This window comes from Paenibacillus sp. FSL R5-0527, assembly GCF_038008055.1.
GTDB classification, from domain to species: domain Bacteria; phylum Bacillota; class Bacilli; order Paenibacillales; family Paenibacillaceae; genus Fontibacillus; species Fontibacillus macerans.
Window position 1 is genome coordinate 1,614,749 of sequence record NZ_JBBOYI010000001.1, and the last position, 16,681, is coordinate 1,631,429.

The 16,681-nt window shown below is 46.3% G+C and carries 17 protein-coding genes; 11 read left to right on the plus strand and 6 right to left on the minus strand.

Annotation, left to right across the window (positions count from 1 at the left end; genetic code table 11):
- Window positions 1–80: 80 nt before the first annotated feature.
- Window positions 81–572 carry a GyrI-like domain-containing protein gene (locus tag NYE69_RS07215; protein ID WP_340925486.1) on the minus strand — a complete coding sequence of 164 codons (492 nt, stop codon included), beginning with the start codon at window positions 570–572 and terminating at the stop codon, window positions 81–83.
- A 95-nt stretch (window positions 573–667) separates the two neighbouring features.
- On the opposite strand from NYE69_RS07215, the gene NYE69_RS07220 reads away from it, so the two are divergent.
- From NYE69_RS07220 to NYE69_RS07240, 5 genes are all read left to right on the plus strand, one after another.
- On the plus strand, window positions 668–1,591 hold the full coding sequence (locus NYE69_RS07220; RefSeq protein WP_340925488.1) for a helix-turn-helix transcriptional regulator: 924 nt from the start codon (window positions 668–670) through the stop codon (window positions 1,589–1,591).
- Between the two features lie 111 nt (window positions 1,592–1,702).
- A complete protein-coding gene (locus NYE69_RS07225; protein ID WP_340925490.1) occupies window positions 1,703–1,819 on the plus strand; it encodes a putative holin-like toxin in 117 nt (38 codons plus the stop codon).
- A 238-nt stretch (window positions 1,820–2,057) separates the two neighbouring features.
- Window positions 2,058–2,501 carry a HEAT repeat domain-containing protein gene (locus tag NYE69_RS07230; protein ID WP_340925492.1) on the plus strand — a complete coding sequence of 148 codons (444 nt, stop codon included), beginning with the start codon at window positions 2,058–2,060 and terminating at the stop codon, window positions 2,499–2,501.
- Between the two features lie 112 nt (window positions 2,502–2,613).
- A complete protein-coding gene (locus tag NYE69_RS07235) occupies window positions 2,614–3,141 on the plus strand; it encodes a hypothetical protein (RefSeq protein WP_340925494.1) in 528 nt (175 codons plus the stop codon).
- Window positions 3,142–3,371: 230 nt separating this feature from the next.
- Window positions 3,372–3,860, plus strand: a complete 489-nt coding sequence (locus tag NYE69_RS07240; RefSeq protein ID WP_340925496.1) for a hypothetical protein — start codon at window positions 3,372–3,374, stop codon at window positions 3,858–3,860.
- 459 nt (window positions 3,861–4,319) lie between these two features.
- Here the strand turns inward: NYE69_RS07240 and NYE69_RS07245 are convergent, their stop codons facing one another.
- On the minus strand, window positions 4,320–4,403 hold the full coding sequence (locus NYE69_RS07245; protein WP_326043699.1) for a putative holin-like toxin: 84 nt from the start codon (window positions 4,401–4,403) through the stop codon (window positions 4,320–4,322).
- Between the two features lie 116 nt (window positions 4,404–4,519).
- On the opposite strand from NYE69_RS07245, the gene NYE69_RS07250 reads away from it, so the two are divergent.
- Together NYE69_RS07250 and NYE69_RS07255 are read left to right on the plus strand one after the other, a co-directional pair.
- The gene (locus tag NYE69_RS07250; protein WP_340925498.1) at window positions 4,520–4,957 is read left to right on the plus strand and encodes a hypothetical protein; all 438 of its coding nucleotides are present in this window, start codon (window positions 4,520–4,522) and stop codon (window positions 4,955–4,957) included.
- A gap of 233 nt (window positions 4,958–5,190) precedes the next feature.
- The gene (locus NYE69_RS07255; RefSeq protein WP_326043690.1) at window positions 5,191–5,478 is read left to right on the plus strand and encodes a hypothetical protein; all 288 of its coding nucleotides are present in this window, start codon (window positions 5,191–5,193) and stop codon (window positions 5,476–5,478) included.
- A 115-nt stretch (window positions 5,479–5,593) separates the two neighbouring features.
- On the opposite strand, the gene NYE69_RS07260 is transcribed toward NYE69_RS07255, so the two are convergent.
- Both NYE69_RS07260 and NYE69_RS07265 read right to left on the minus strand, forming a co-directional pair.
- Window positions 5,594–7,291 carry a cache domain-containing sensor histidine kinase gene (locus NYE69_RS07260; protein WP_340925501.1) on the minus strand — a complete coding sequence of 566 codons (1,698 nt, stop codon included), beginning with the start codon at window positions 7,289–7,291 and terminating at the stop codon, window positions 5,594–5,596.
- 1 nt (window position 7,292) lies between these two features.
- Entirely contained in the window at window positions 7,293–8,837 is a 1,545-nt protein-coding gene (locus NYE69_RS07265) for a response regulator (protein WP_340925503.1), read from the minus strand.
- Between the two features lie 273 nt (window positions 8,838–9,110).
- On the opposite strand from NYE69_RS07265, the gene NYE69_RS07270 reads away from it, so the two are divergent.
- The 4 genes from NYE69_RS07270 (at window position 9,111) to NYE69_RS07285 (ending at window position 14,977) form a co-directional block, all read left to right on the plus strand.
- Window positions 9,111–10,826 carry an extracellular solute-binding protein gene (locus NYE69_RS07270; protein ID WP_036626397.1) on the plus strand — a complete coding sequence of 572 codons (1,716 nt, stop codon included), beginning with the start codon at window positions 9,111–9,113 and terminating at the stop codon, window positions 10,824–10,826.
- 21 nt (window positions 10,827–10,847) lie between these two features.
- Window positions 10,848–11,738, plus strand: coding sequence for an ABC transporter permease (locus NYE69_RS07275; protein WP_328269497.1), 891 nt, complete (start codon window positions 10,848–10,850; stop codon window positions 11,736–11,738).
- An 18-nt stretch (window positions 11,739–11,756) separates the two neighbouring features.
- Window positions 11,757–12,635: a carbohydrate ABC transporter permease gene (locus tag NYE69_RS07280; RefSeq protein WP_410998849.1), complete on the plus strand. Its 879-nt coding sequence runs from the start codon at window positions 11,757–11,759 to the stop codon at window positions 12,633–12,635.
- Window positions 12,636–12,733: 98 nt separating this feature from the next.
- Entirely contained in the window at window positions 12,734–14,977 is a 2,244-nt protein-coding gene (locus NYE69_RS07285) for an amylo-alpha-1,6-glucosidase (RefSeq protein ID WP_340925511.1), read from the plus strand.
- Between the two features lie 102 nt (window positions 14,978–15,079).
- On the opposite strand, the gene NYE69_RS07290 is transcribed toward NYE69_RS07285, so the two are convergent.
- A complete protein-coding gene (locus NYE69_RS07290; protein WP_328269493.1) occupies window positions 15,080–16,060 on the minus strand; it encodes a hypothetical protein in 981 nt (326 codons plus the stop codon).
- Window positions 16,057–16,551 (minus strand): RNA polymerase sigma factor, encoded by a 495-nt coding sequence (locus tag NYE69_RS07295; protein ID WP_328269492.1) that lies wholly within the window; start codon window positions 16,549–16,551, stop codon window positions 16,057–16,059. Before NYE69_RS07295 ends, NYE69_RS07290 begins: the two co-directional genes overlap by 4 nt.
- Between the last annotated feature and the right edge of the window lie 130 nt (window positions 16,552–16,681).

The window sequence follows — 16,681 nt, forward strand, 5'->3', positions numbered from 1 at the left end:
AAGTTAAAAGAACTGTAGCGATCCATCAAAGCACAAAGAAATAGACTGCCCTCCAGACAAAGGATGCGGTCTATATAAGTCTACTGCTCATTACGTCTCTTTACAGGCACCCATACTTCCACTTCTGCGTCTGCCGGATTTCCGTTAAGCAAAATTTCTGCGACTGGAGCGCCGGAATATTCCCACTCATAAGTATCCGTTAAGATGGTCCCAAAAGCCTGATCCTCCAGTTTATCAAAAGCCAGGCGCGACAAACCGCCGCCGCCCGATAGAACCAAATATTCGCTTTCCGGGAACCATACTTCTTCTGCCCCGTCCGGCAAGGGCCGGGAAGATTGGACGCCGGCATAATAAAACGCAGTGTCGTGATTCATGGCCACGGCAGCGTAACCGTAGAGGCTTTCTGCCAATGGACGCAATGCCGCCATTTTCCCGTTGTCTACGGTGCTTTTGAAAAACGAAGTCTTCTGGTTGGAAAAATACGGCGAGTGGACGCTTGCTGCGCCTGTCAATGCGGTTTTAAATCCGATCATACGGAAAGATGCCTTTCTTTCAATGTTGAAGTTGCTCATTTTTAACTGCCTCCATAAGGTTCATTTTGAATGCGCATATAGCGTAGCATGCCAAATATGACAGCAGTATGGCATACTTGAGGAGGAGGTGCGGCATGAAAATAGACCGTTTAATTGCGATAATCGTCATATTGTTGGAACACGAGGTTATCAGTGCGCGGGAACTGGCCGAGAAACTTGAGGTTAGCAGACGAACCATCTACCGCGATATCGATACATTGACGTTTGCCGGGCTGCCCATCTTCACCCATCAAGGAGCAACGGGCGGCGTTGGCCTGATGAAATCGTATAAAGTGGACAAAAAGTTGTTTACGCGTACAGACGTTCAAACACTGGTAACCAGTTTGAAAAGCTATAAGCAGCTGTTTAATCATAAAAAAATTGTCCATGTCCTGGAGAAATTGAGCGCTATTGGTCATGAAGACGGGACACCGATTCCGGAAGGAAAGTTTGTTGTCGATTTATCGTTGAATCAGGGAAATGAATCGTTGCGCACGCTGCTGAGCCATGTGGAAACGGCCTTGAATGAAGATCGCTGCCTGATCTTTGATTACGTTGATAAGGCGGGCCATGTAAGTTCCCGAAAAGTCGAACCTTACCGGGTCGTATTCAAAGAAAGCAGCTGGTATCTGCAAGGTTATTGTGTTGAAAAAAGGGATTACCGGATATTCAAACTGGCTCGTATGAGCAAACTGGAAGTTTCTCCGGAAACTTTTGTGCCGCGGGATTTTTCGCCGCTTCCGATGGATGGAGCGGATTGGATGAATCAAGATTGGGTTTCGGTTACGATCCGTATTGACCGCTCTATGATGGACAAAGTGATTGAGCGATTTGGCGAAGGAAATGTAATCAAGGTAGAGGGAAATACTTGCTTGGCTGCGTATCCTATCATTCCTAATGAATTTGGTTACGACAAGCTGCTCGCTTTTGGGGATAAATGCGAAATTGTGGGGCCATCCGAAGTGCGGGAGGGTTTTCGGCAATACGTTGGGAGGATTCTGGCAAAGTACGAGCAATAACAATAAAATTGTTAAAATCATTTCTTACCCGGCTGCCAAATTCTGTTACAATAAGCATGTACACGAAACTGGCTTATAAGGGTGGTCGGCTAATCTCCCGGAAGGGAGGTGATGCCTGTGGCGATTAAAGACACTTTGATGATCATGATCAGTTTTGGCGCGCTAATCATTGCGCTGTTGACGTTGGTTGTGGCCATTATAGCGCTTAATCAAAACACAAAGAAATAGACCGCCCTCCACGCAAAGGATGCGGTCTATTTCGATCGTAGCACCTTAGCACAGCCGACCGCTCTTTAAGGCGGCAAGTGTACAGGGAGTCCGTGTTGCGAGCACGGCTCCTTTACTATTTTTATCGTAGCACAAGCTTTACTATACCTCAATGCTTAAAATCCGGGTTTAACATATAATGGGAATACTGTGGTTACAATAAGTCAATCTGGTATCAGGGAGTTCAATATGTTGTTATTTGAATCATGAAGAAACCGATCTTTCTCCTGCTTTTAGGAGCGCCGGCTCTTTTATTGCTGCATTGGAACAAAATCCGAATCACGACTGGGACGATCTGAAAAAAGATTATCCGCAAGGTCAAAATAACAATAAAGAGTCGAACGCTGCTGACCTTCAAAGTATTGAGCAAATCAATCATATGCTGCAACCCCCCAATTTGGACGATGATGTAAGATGCCAGTATATTTACAGTGTTTTGGCGTTAACGCCGTATAACCACTTGGATACTCTGCTAAAGTTTTTGGATGACGAGGATATGTATGTGCAAGAACGGGCATGCGACATTTTGGGTTATCACAAATATTTGCCGGCTAGAGAGAAATTAAGAGAGCTTTCACAACATGGAATGCATAATGGAAAGCTTGCCGCCAAGCGCGCGCTGGCCCGATTAGGGCAAGGATAAGCTAAGGAGGGAATCGAATGAAGGATAAGAAATCCAAGCCCGCTTCATTTGGAGTTTTTAGTTATGACGAGGATTTCAAATCCTATTAAAAGAACCGAAAGTGGGTGTGGGGATGGGGAATAGTATTTCATTACCCGAAGATCCGGCTTATTCCGTTGAAGATTTGCATATGTCCAATGGATTGACTTCCGTTTTTATTGAGGTCCTTGCTTTAAGCGGGTCGATCTTAGCTACAACAAACCGAGAGAAAGAACTGGTCATCTGGTTGGCCCAGAGGGATCAAGCTTGCGTTGGGATTGGAACGGTGGGTTTTGACATTGATGAAATGCCGTGGACAATCGACTCTTTTGAAGCGGAGAAAGAATTTATGCTTAGAACTATTGCATCAGCTATGGACGGGTTAGGATGGGAACGGCTCAATTATGAACCTAATCAAGAAATGGTCCAGAGATGCTTGCAACAATTTGAATTAATGATTAGTGCTTTTGAAAAAAGAAGTGTCGATATAAACAACTACTTGGAATGGTCTGAGATTGAAGAAGGAGATGACAGCCCCACCATTCCATACGGTTATCCGAAATGCGATAAGCATGGTGTCTATCTCTCGTGTCATGGATGTATACTTTGCAATAATAGTTAATTCATATCGCAATGAGGTGGTTTTATGGGGCTAGATTACAGTTTTGTTGTCGTCACACATAAAAGGGAACAGGATAAAATATTCGAATACATAAAAACCAAAATCAAAAGTGATCATCACTTAGCAGATTTGCGTCAAAATTTCTTTGATATGATAACGACTTTTTATACTCGATATAGTCGTTTTTTGGAATGAACCTGGTGTACTCCTGGGAGAGGAGCATTTACGAAATGAAATTAATGCACGATACTTTATCCGTTGAGATTGAGATGGAGGTCAGGAAGGAGTACAAAAAGATCTCCAAGCATAAAAGAGTGTTAATGCCGGTGCTGGATTACAGAGTTGATCTCTACGTTAATGGACACAAATTTGATGAAGATGAGGTTTTTGTGGAAAAAGTTTTTTTTCAATCATTGCTTAGTCCAGGCAAATATCCGATGTTTACATGCACGTGTGGAATATTTGGCTGCGGGGGATATTACGTGGATGTTTTCCATGAAGATGACGCTGTTATCTGGCTTACAGAGCAATCCCCGTTTATGGATAAGTCTTTACCGTCTTCAAAACGATTTGTTTTCTCACGCAACAATATAATTGAGTTTGCTGAACAATTAGTTGAAAAGCTGGAAGAAGTCAGACATATTAGCGAATCGCATGAACTAAACTTTCAATACGACCGGGGAAAATATTTGGACACCATACGAAATTTCGCAACTTGACACTTGCGAATTCTCGGGCCCAATCCGGCAATCGTATAGAAAGGTAGCGTAAGGCGTTCGATCCAGGCTGTTTTGATTTACTGGTTCAGCTGCCGACGCCAGAGAGAACGTCGGCAGCCGTTTACGCTTGTTGGAGTCAACCCAACTCCGCTTCTATAGAATTAATTGGCGGGCTTAAGCTCGGTGGCTAGCTTGTCCGGAAAATTGCCCAGCCGGTCGAGATACGTATTCCAGTTCGCTCGCCAGCTGTCTACCGGTAAGCTTAGTATAAAAGATGACGACGTGTTAGCCGGAACGGGCGCTGTAAAGTAAATGCATTGCCTGAATATTTTCAATGTGATAACATAAAAATAGAAAAAGGACCGGTTGCAGCCGGTCCCCTGTACAACCACCGCTAAAAGAGCGGGCAGCCAGATTCAGGTCATTGGAAATGAGCCGTCATCCTAATCACAGGGCGGCTCATTTCCTTTTATGGAAAGACAGCACGGCAATCAGAAACATGCCGAATGCGAGCATCAAGGATAATGCTTCATATACTGTCATAGCCTCACCTCCCTTCCGGGAGATTTGGCTGCCGCCCTGTTAGCTGATATGTTGTACAAACCAAATTATACCATAGAAACTAATGGTAGATAACTGAAATGATGGAATAAGCTCTAATGAAAATAACGATGGACAAGGCGATTCTGTGGCTATCACCCAAGAAGCGTCAAGTACTAGGGAACCAAAAATTAGATTTATCAGGGTATTCACCGGTCGGGCTAGGGAGGTTTTGCCGAATGATCGGCCCTTGCTATCTACATGGGGCATTAATTCCTAAGTTTAGAGATCACCTCATGGAGTTTGCGTATTATCCAGTGATACGTCATGGATTAAGCAACCTGAACGTTGGGCCTAAAACTCTTACCTTAGAAGAGGCCGAGGCTACGGTAAAGGATTTTACCAAATGGAGATTCCCGATTGTGTGTCTTGGCGGAAGCAAGAGCTCCGTTCCTTTTTTCGATTATCATATTGCCCTCGGGTTTGGTGAGAGCGAAAGGGAGGTTACCATTGGCGAGTTGCTGGTGCGCGAACCTGTCCACGAAAAATGCCGTTAAAGGCATTTTATTGGCTTATTTTACCTTAGTAAATGACAAAACGGGAATCGAAAAGATGCGGGTTCCTTTTGTGTTGCCCGGTTTGAGGGGGGAAGGGTTGAAGATTGAGATCGATCCGTCTAAAACTTAACCTTTTAAAACTATCAAAAATATTACCCTCAAAACTCATTAAATTCAATTATAAACTCCTCCATAATAGAGCTAAGGTTATTTTTAGAGGAGGGGAAGAAACAATGCAATTTCCAGCATGGCTGCAAAGCGCAATTCAGCAAAGGCTGGATGACGTGTCGGCACGGATCGCACGTGATCCTGAGATGCGTAAACTTCGTGCCGAAGAACATTCGGCTTTTGAGGCGATGTTTCCCGACGAGGATAAAAAGAAGCTGCCGGAGTATATGGATTGGGAGGATAAGCATCACTTCAGGCGGGCTTTAGAGAATGAACTTTTGTACATGCAAGGCATTAAGGACGGGATTCAACTTGTCATTACCTTGCTGGACGAAACTGCGGAATATCAGTAAAATCTCAAGTGAGCGCCTTCGTATTAGCGATTTCGCCGGCATCTGGAATTCTCCAAAAGACGGATTTCCGGAGAGCGATGTCACTCCATCGTATCCTGCGATCCGTCTTCTTTTATCAGTGTTTGTTTACCGGGAATTTTAGCGTAACCCTGGTCCCCTGATTCACTTCACTTTGTATCGATAATCCGTATTCCGGGCCGTACATCACTTTTGTACGATCATGCACATTTTTAAGTCCATAGCCTGTAGGTTTGGATTCAAGCAATTGAACAAGGCGTTCCGGTTCTATACCGATTCCATTGTCTTCTACCTGAAAAACGATACAACCATCCTCCAATCTGCCCGATAGTTTAATCTCTCCACCCTTGCCCCTGTTTTCGATTCCATGAATTATCGCATTCTCCACAAGCGGCTGAAGCATCAGGTTAGGCATATGATAGGCGAGAATGGCTTCGTCTATTTGATACTCTACATCGAAGCTGTTGCTGTGCATAATCAATTGGATCTTCATATACGACTGCACATTTAAAATCTCATTCGCTACCAGTATCATATTGTCGCCCTTATTGAGCGTCGTGCGATAAAACGTGGATAAGAGCTGGGCCATTTCGCTAATGTCGGTTGCATGGATCCGCAGCGCACGCCAATTGATCAGCGAGAGCGAGTTGTAGAGGAAATGAGGATTGATCTGGGCCTGCAGAGCTTTCATTTCGTATTCCTTACGCGCTATTTCTTCTCGGTACACTTTATTGATCAAGTCCTCCGTTTTGACGACCATGTTTCCGAAGCCCCGGATCAGATCCCCGATCTCATCCTTGGAGTCACTATATACAGTCACTTCCAACGATCCTTCCTCAACCGTCTTCATATTATTTCGCAGATGCTGAATCCTGGATATAAATTTGCGTGAGAACAGGGAGCCAGCTACAGCTACCGCGGCTATGCAGGCTATAATCATGAGCAGAACGGTCGAGACGATCCGCCAGGCTGAATTGGTAATCAGACCTGTAGGTTTGTACAGGAATACCGTCCACCCAGAGGTAGAAATGCTTGAATGCAGTACGGTATATTTCTCTCCATTCCAATCCAATTCCTCTACGGACGGTTCCGTGAAAAGAGAAGCAGGGTACTCTTGTTCCGAGGAATATACAGCTTGCCCCTCACCATCCAATATAAGGAGCTTCGCTCCCTGAGCCTCCAACGTTTCAAAAGGCTGCATAAGACTCTCATAGTTGATGCATGCATACAAAATATTATCTTTCGGATTTCTCTCTTTCGTATTAAGAATCCGGGTGACGCTAAAAATTTTATCGTTGTCAGAAAACCACAATACATTGGTGGAGTTCATGACCGGCGGATACCAGTCAGTATTCTTGATTTCATCAATAGGGTGTACCGTTTGCCCATGCTGATGGAGATTGCTTCCCGTATATAGCGTGAGCTGTTCGATGCTTGTGTTCAAATTGCGTGCGGTATAGAAATTCTGATCGATCACGTTGACGAAAGTGTCGTACATTTCAAAAGTACTGGTATACGTATGGTTGGCGGCATTTACGATTTCCTGATTGAATCTCAGAAAGTTTACGATTTTATTGTATGCTTCCAGTTGACTGTTAAGGGTTAAAGCGCTTTGATTCAGGGCGGCGTTCAAATCGGATTTCGACTGATTGATGAGCAGCGATCTTGTCTCCGAGAAACAGAAGCTCCCCAGTACGATGACCGGAATCATGCTGATTAGCAAAAAGGCGAGTTTGATTTTCGTCTGAAAGTTCAAGTCATGGATATACTTCTTGAGAGATCGCCAGATTTGCATGTTAGTCCTCCACGGATTCAAGGTCACCTTGGTTATACTGTCTGAATTTCTCGGGGGTATGGCCATAGAAATCCCGGAAATTCTGACAGAAGTAAGAGATGTTGCGGTAACCCACAGCGCTACATACATCGGCTATCTTCAAATGGGTGTTTGTCAGCAGTTCCTTTGCCTTCTGCATGCGTACGTTTTTAATGTACTTGTTGATCCCGCAGCCGGTCGTTTTCTTGAACATCGAGCTTAAATAATGGGGGGACAAATATACTCTCGAGGCAAGAAGCTCCAGACTCAGATCCTCGGCAAAATGATCCTCAATATACTGTCTTATAGACATGATATCCTTATTCTGGGCAGGCTCCGCATTCCCGAAGCTGTGTTCAAGGTGGACGACTCCTTCCCAAACAATGCTCTTGATATCTCTCAAATCGTCAGCTTTATATATTTTATCAATCCCCAGATGGATTTCCCGCTCCGATGCTTTTATGGAAGACATCATACTTTGATATACCGTTGAAAAGGTATGCTTGACATACAATTGCGAAAACCGAATCTGTCTTAAGTATTTCTGATAGAGCAACTCTATGTTGGCTTTCAAGCTAAAAATATTTCTGTCCTTTATATTGCTGCGGATTTGTTCAATAATCTGGGTGTCGGACAGGTCGGGAAATAGCTGCTCGGAGAACAGAAGTTCATTCTTCGTGTCAAACACGAAGGTATCCGGCAGGAAGAAGCGGTATTCCATCAATTGCTCCAATTCCGGCAGAATCTCGGACAGGTCCTGTATGGCGGTTAACCCTTTTTTAATGCCAATGTAACAGGTTGCTCTATATTTCATCAAAATATGATCATGAATACGCGTTGCCAGCTTTTGATAGGAAATACTTGAATGAACACCGCTTTGCTCAGGGAACAGCAGTAGACTCTGGCAGCCGTTCATGTTTAAATAGTCGGCTGGGGTATCGAGCAGGGAGAGCAGAAATTCCTCGAATTCCGGATCAGCGTTCTCAAAGAAATTTTTCTCGAATTCCAGCAGGAGCATTCCTTCATAGTAGGTAGGGAAGTCATGCCACAATCCTTGCATGGACGGCGGTTCCCCGATGCCGTTAACCAAGGTAAAGAGAATATGTTTCTTTACATAAGCCTGTTTCATCTGCGAGGCTTCGTCCTGCTGCTGCCGGTCAGTCAATTCGTCTATCACTTTTTTTATCGTCGTTTGGAAAGCTTCGACATTGATCGGCTTGAGCAGATAATCGGAGACTCCCAAAGCTAAAGCCGTCTTGGCATATTCGAATTCAGCGAAGCCGCTGAACAGAATGACCTTGAGCCCGGGGTGAAGCTCCAGAGCCTGTCTCGTTAGCTGCAGACCGTCCATCTGCGGCATCCTTACATCGGTAAACAAGATGTCGACGGATTGCCGCTTCAAGTAATCGAGTGCTTTGGGGCCATTGTCTGCCGTCTCCAGCTGAAGAGGGAGACCCAACTCTTTAATAAGGAAGGCGATCCCTTCGCGTTCTTCTTTATGATCGTCTACCACCAGAATCGTTAACATTATATCCTCCTGCTTCATGTACAGCATGATTTTGCTTTACAGCATGATTTTACTTTACCGGTTATCGAACGGGCAATTTGACCTGGAGAATGCGAGTATTTTTTGATATAAAACGTAATTTTTTTTCGTTTACGTTTATTCATGTCAATCATAGAATAAATTTGTACTTATGGAATTCAGGTTTTTTAGCAAGCCGGCGCTTTGAAACCGTTTTAAAATCGTGTGAGTTAAACGCTATTAAATTTAATAAGATAAAAATAGGGAGGTCTATCGATGTTATCAAAAACAAAGCGTGCAAGTTCACTTGTGTTGGCAGCGCTACTGGTGGCAGCGTCCCTCGCCGGTTGCCAAAACTCCGACAAGGGAAATAACAGTTCTGCAGCAGCTACTGCGAATGCTCCTGCTTGGGAAGAAGCGATGACTACTCCTTTTGGGAAATATCCCGAGACCGTAACTTATACAGTGGGTCAAACGGCATCGAACTATTCGATGCTGGATGGAACTCCTTATGAGAAGGATAACGCTACGGACAATGTCTGGACAAGATACTTCAAGGAGAAGCTTAACGTACAGAACATTGCAAAGTTCGAAGCCAATGACGGAACAGACTACAACCAGAAAGTATCGATGGCGATCGTCAGCGGCGAAATTCCGGATATTATGGTCGTTCCTGATTATTCAACATTACAGCAGTTGTATGAGAACGATTTGATCGCTGATCTTACAGAAGCATATAACAATACGGCAAGCGACCGGATTAAAGAGATCTATGATTCCTACGGCGGACGTGTACTGGAGAATGCCAAATTCGACGGTAAATTGATGGCGATTCCAACTACGGAAATTTCTCACGGTCCGGGGGTCCTCTGGCTGCGGAAGGATTGGATGGACAAATTAGGACTTAAAGAGCCTAAGACGTTGGAAGATGTGGAGAACATTATTACGCAGTTCATTGAAAAAGATCCGGGCGGTAACGGACCGGGAAAAACGGTTGGCCTCGTCGTTGACAATGAGAACGTTGCCGGTATTTCCGGCGGCCAATATTCGTTGAACAACATCTTCTCCTTATACGGAGCGTACCCGAAACAGTGGATTGACGACGGCAGCGGAAATGCGGTATATGGTTCGATCCAGCCCGAAATGAAGCCTGCGCTTACTAAAATCGCCGACATGTACAAGAAAGGCCTGATCGACCGCCAGCTCGCGGTTCGTACAGGGGATGACCGTAAAGCGCTGCTTACTGGCGGCAAGAGCGGTTCCTTCCTGGATAACTGGTGGGGAAGCTGGACAGTAGCGGATACGCTTAAGCTTAATCCGGATGCAGAGTGGGTATCTTATGTAGCTCCGCAGTCCGAGGATGGTTCGCTTACGATGTTCACCGGAAATCCTTCCAGTAGCTACCTGGTTGTGCGCAAAGGCTTCGAACATCCTGAGGCAGCCGTAAAAATGGTCAGTCTCCAATTTGATTATCAGCGCTATCAAGAGAAGGACGAAGCGACTCTGAAAGAGTTCGAGGATTATAGCAATCTTAACGTAGGTGGATCTCCGATTATGGTTAATATCGACTACTATGACGCTTTCTACCGCAACGTTGACATTATGAAGGAAGCCCTGGAAACAGGCGATGCCAGCAAATTGATCAGCAACAATGACATCAACGCGTATAATTCTTACAAGAGATATCTTGACAGCGTGAAGAAAGGCGAGGCTCCGGATTCGGTAGCATGGGCAGGTTATGCATCCAGCATTAGTACAGCGAGCATGGTGAAGGAGGCGAATATCAAGGAGGTCAATCCGGTGTTCTTTGGAACGACGCCTTCCATGTCATTGAAATGGCCGACCTTATCCAAAATGGAACTTGAAATGTATTTGAGAATTATTACCGGCGATCAGACTCCCGATGCCTTCGATAATTTTGTCGACAGCTGGAAGAAGACCGGTGGCGATATCATTACCAAGGAAGTTAATGAAGCGCTCGCTTCCAATTGAAGTTGAAAGAGATGATCCTTAATGAAGAATAAAAAAGATCAAGCAGCCTTCCACTTCATGATGCTGCCTGGCATGATCTTTCTGATTATATTCTCGTTTATTCCGATGTTTGGAATTGTAATGGCATTTCAGAACTATATTCCTGCCAAAGGGATCGGCGGCTCAGCCTGGGTAGGCCTGGATAACTTCAAGTTTATGCTGCAAATTCCCGACAGCAAACTGATCTTTGCCAATACCATTATCATTGCTGTGTGGAAAATTGTTGCGGGAACGTTGGTATCCATCATTTTTGCTCTCTTGCTGAATGAAATGCGCGTACGTTTTGCCAAACGTTTTATGCAAACGGTTGTTTACTTGCCGAACTTTCTGTCCTGGGCGATTCTGGCTACCGTAGTGATGAATATTTTCTCTTATGAGGGCCCGATCAATACGTTCCTCGGCTGGTTCGGCATTGACCCGATCCTATTCATGGCCAGCAACGACTGGTTCAGACCGATGCTGGTTCTAACGGATGTATGGAAGGGATTCGGATATGGATCGATCATCTACCTGGCCTCATTGACGTCGATTGATCCGGGCCAATATGAGGCAGCCTCCATTGACGGAGCAAATCGCTGGAAGCAGCTGTGGCATATTACGCTTCCGGGCATGATGCCTACGATTATTCTCGTTACGACCCTGAACCTGCCTAATGTACTGAATGCCGGGTTCGACCAGATCTTTAACCTGTACAATCCGCTGGTTTATGAGACTGCGGATATTATTGATACCTACGTGTACCGGGTAGGTCTCGTGGAAAGACAATATAGCTTGGGAACGGCAGTAGGCCTTTTACGGTCGGTGGTCGGTATTATCTTGATTCTTTCCGCGAATAAGCTAGCTCAAAAACTTACTGATTATCGCATTTTCTAGAAGAAGGGGGTGGCTCCCATTACCGCTCAAATCGTAAAAAGCCGCATTGCAGATATTATTATTTGGATATTATTGCTGGCGTTTACCTTATCTTGTCTAGTTCCTTTGCTTAACCTGGTAGCTATATCTTTCAGTGATAACGCGGCAGCTTCCGCGAATCTGGTCAGTATTTTTCCGGTCAATCCGACGTTAAGTTCCTATGAGAAATTGCTATCGGATTCCCAGTTTTGGCGTTCGTTCATGATCTCGGTCGAACGGGTAGCCTTAGGTCTGCTCGTCAATATGACGCTAATGATTTTTACCGCTTACCCGTTATCGAAGAGCCCGAGGCAGTTCGGCGGCCAGAAGGTGTACATGAACATCGTTATTTTCGCCATGCTGTTCTCTGGCGGTCTGATCCCTACATTTATGGTGGTCAAACAGCTTCATTTGCTCGATTCCATTTGGTCCCTGATTTTGCCAGGGGCCGTTCCGATCGGCAACGTCATCCTGCTGATGAACGCATTTCGCGGGGTGCCGAAGTCGCTTGAAGAAGCGGCCACGATTGACGGGGCTTCGCAATGGAGAATCCTGATGCGCATTTTTCTTCCCGTTGTGTTGCCTACGTTGGCGACGGTCATGCTGTTTACGATTGTTGGCCATTGGAACGATTATTTCGGCGCACTGGTCTATATCAACAAAACTTCAAACTATCCGCTGCAGACCTATATTCAGCAGCTGAGCGTAGAGGTTCAGAACATTACCGATCCGGAGAAACTAATGGAGCTTGCGAAGATCTCCGACCGGACCTTGAACGCAGCCAAAATCGTAGTTTCTACTTTGCCGCTGCTGATGATTTATCCGTTCATGCAGAAATATTTCGTTTCAGGGATTGTAGTAGGTTCTGTCAAAGAATAGACTTGAAGTAAAAGAATGGGACTGTTTACCAGGGGCCGCTGTGATCTTTCATGGCGGCCTTGTATTTAAGCGATTAAGGCGAATTCAGGAGGTTAATTATGAGCAGTCATCAACCGAACAGCAACATTCTGGATGCAATGAGAATATTCGTACCCGCAGAAGCGAATCGGGCTGTTTCTTTTACGAATAAAGAGGCGGCATATTATTTTACGCAGTCTCATGATACGAATCATGCGGAGCACTCTTTCTTTGCGGGGATGAACATCGCCAAGAACCGGATTTTTGGCGGCTATGCTCTGACTGCGGACCATAAAGCACTGGACAACCGAAAGTCCGAGGTTTGGGTTTATCCTTACAAAATGGAACGGATTCACGAAGGAGGCCTCAAGGAAGAACTGTGGATGTTCGACTACAAGAACATACTGGAGATTCAAGTTGCCGGAGCCGAGCGTACGATCGGAATTCATTTCACGGGGGAGAAGCTTAAGCTGCTGAGCCAGCAAGAGACAAATGTCTTCTTCCAGTCGATGGAGGGGGATTGGATCATTGCCGTAAGCTCCAAGGACGGGCAAGCCGTTCAACTTAAGCAGGGCATTTTAACTACCGGGGCAAATGCCGGCGGATTCTATATCGCGGCGGAGAAGACGGCGGATGAAGCGGTAGCCTTGATTCATGGTACCAGAGACAATAGCCTCCAATGGAAAACTGCACGTATGAAACGGATGGAGGATTTTCTGCAGCACAATGTTCATCTGGAGAGCGATGATAAGGACCTCGCTCTGGCGCTGGACTGGATTCATATGACGATGGATCAGTTGGTTACCAGACAGCAGGGCGACGGCATATATGCCGGTCTGCCCTGGTTCAATGAATATTGGGGAAGAGACCAGTTTATATCTCTGACCGGGGCCTGTCTCGTTACCGGACAGTTCGAGAAGGCCAGAAATATATTGCTGTCCTTTGCCGAGTTCCAGAATACGGATAAGAATTCGGTCTTTTTCGGTAGAGTGCCAAACATCCTGGCTCCTCAAAATATCGATTACCATACGACGGATGGTACACCGCGATTTATTATCCAGTTGCAGGATTATGTGAAATACTCCGGGGATACGGATGTTATCAAGGAACTATACCCTGCCGTATGTAATAGCATCGAGAGCTCCATTAAATATTGGGTGGATGAAAAGGGCTACCTGATGCACGCCGCTAATGAAACTTGGATGGATGCGAGGGATGCCGACTTGAACTCGTATTCACCGCGTGATACCCGCGCTAATGACATTCAAGCGCTTTGGTACAATCAATTGCGTGCAGGCGTTTATTTCGCCGAATTTATGAACGACACGGAGAATGCCGTCAAATGGAATGGCATCGCCGAGAAATTGCAGCATCATTTCGGCATCGACTTTCGGGATCAGGCGCATCCATTTTTGGCGGATCGTTTAGACGCGCATGATCAGGCGGAATTCTCATTAAGGCCGAACCAATTGTTCGCCTTCGAACTGTTTGAAGACCATGAGTTCAAATGCCAGGCAATCCGCACGGCTTGGGAAGAACTCGTCTACCCATGGGGCGTTTCTTCTCTGGAACGGCATCATCCGTTGTTCCATCCCTTTCATTTGACGCCTCATTACCATAAAGACGCGGCTTACCATAATGGTGCCGTGTGGCTCTGGTTGAACGGCATAGCCATGCAGCGCATGATTGAACTTGGACAGGAAGAGACGGCGTACAAGCTGTTCAAGAACATGAACTGGCAGGCCTTGAATCTTGGGGTAGTCGGGGGATTGTGTGAAAATATGAACGCCTATCCGCATGAAGGCCAGAGCTGGGCCAAGCTGACAGGTGCCTATTTGCAGGCCTGGTCGAATGCCGAGCATCTTCGCGTATGGTATCAGTACTTCTTAGGCATGCGTCCTGATTTGATTCATCATACCTTGACGATCGCGCCTAGAATTCCTGTTGAATTGCAGTCGCTGAATTACTTGGTGAAGGCAGGCAAAGGCGTTATAGAGGCAAGCTACAAGAAAGATGCAGTTAACCGGGCATACCGCTACGCCTTTAAGCATATCGCACTGCAGGCCATGATCGACATATCCCCATTCGAAATCGTAAAAGTTGATGTTGAGCCGAGCTCGGTATTGACTCTAAACGTAGGCGCCGACAGCTTAAAAATCACTTTGCAGGATTCGAACGGTAAATTCGTTGAACTTGACGTATCAAAGTCTGAAGACCGTGCTAAGCACGCAGCGCAGAACAATCGGTACTTTCACAATGTGAAGTTTGCAGAGCCGTTAAGTTTGGAGCATCACCCAGTAATTGGAGAAAACGATATAAGTTGAATTTAAAGCTATGACGATGGCCGATGTCCACGATGATATGGAGCAGATAAAAACAGCGGCTTGCTTCCGAAGAAACAAGCCGCTGCTTTATTGCCGGCCTTGTTATGGTGTCATATGCTCCCACAACGCTTGGAACGCACCGGGTTCGACTTCGAAAAAGACCGGTGCATTGCCGTAGCGTACCAGTCCCCGGCCGAACAGCGTCAGTTCCACGCGGGTATGGTCCTTGAGCGTCAGATAGAGTGATTTGCGGTTAACGTCATCGTAGATGCCCTGATTTATCAGCGGTTCTGCTGCCAGCGGTTTGGCGTCCTGAAGGGCCGCTAGGAAGCTGCCTAGCGTTTCGTCGTTTGCCAGCGGCGTATACTGCTGCAGGCCGTTGTTCCAGCTGTCGAAGCTCTCCCATTTGGCCGAGGCGATCCGGTCTTCCAGATTCAGTTTACCGAGCAGATCAGCTCCGCTGCTTACGGTGATGCCGTTGGTATGCTCGAACAGCTCGGCATATACTTGGCCGTCGATCTCAGTATAGGACATAATCCGAAAGTCCGTATCGTACCCCTTTACGGCGTAGATGTCCGTTTCACCGATGTTGGAGGCCAACTCGATGTACTTATCCTTGCCGCTCCATTCATCGATGCCGCCCGTCGTCCGGCCGAGCTTATCGCCTCGCAGCGCAGTCGCGTCGGCGGCGTCGATGCGGGTTGCCGCCTGAGTATAAACGTTGCCTTTATAGACGACCAGAGGGATCATCTTCGCTTTGACACCGGAGTTCATATTCGGCAGCTCCATCTTGGGAATCACAACACTATCGGATGAGCTTGGGGGAGGCGTGTCTGGATTCACCCGGGCTACCTCGGTGCTTGGCGATGTCGGTTCGTTCGCTTGCTTCCAAAAGCCGGACGCAGTCACACCGATACCGGCAGCGAGTACGATGCTGGCGGCGATATAGGCCATTTTGCGCGGACGTTTCCGTTCTTGCTGCAGCTCCTGCAGTTTGTCTTCCATCCGTTTTTTCATCGCTTCATTCGTTGTCATCGTATCCACCGCTTTCTTATATTTCATCCGGAATTGTTCTTCATTCATGGCTGTTCTTCTCCTTCCAGCTTGAGTTTTAACAGCTGTCGTCCCCGCTGGAGCCTCATTTTCACCGCAGACTCGCTGATCCGCAAAATCTTGCTGATCTCCTGGACTCGGTAATCCTCGTAATAGTACAAATGAATGACCGCCTTATACTTCACGGGCAGCGCCATTACAAGATGGAGCAGTGCCGAATCTTCGGCAGCACCGGCCGTAACCGGCTCGGCGCCCTCCAGCTTAACCTCCCGCTTGCGCCAGCCTCTGCGAAGCAGCGTTTTGCAATGATTGGTGATCACCCGGATCAACCAGGCCTTTTGATGCTCGGCATCCTTGAACTCGGGTGCTTTTTCCATTAGTTTGATGAAGGCATCTTGAGTGGCTTCCTCCGCATCCTCACGGCTGCCCAGATAAACCATGGCAATCCGGAACAGCATGTTGGCGTAAGTTTCATAGCTCTTCATCACATGATTTCCCGGCCGGGTCATGGATCGCTGCATGGTAGCATTGTCCTCCTTTTACCAATAACACAGTTATGGACGGCAATCGGTCACATTTTGTTAGGAATAAAAATAAAAGGATGGGAGATTCTTTTACCTTCACTCTTAAAATTCATGTGCTATATTATGA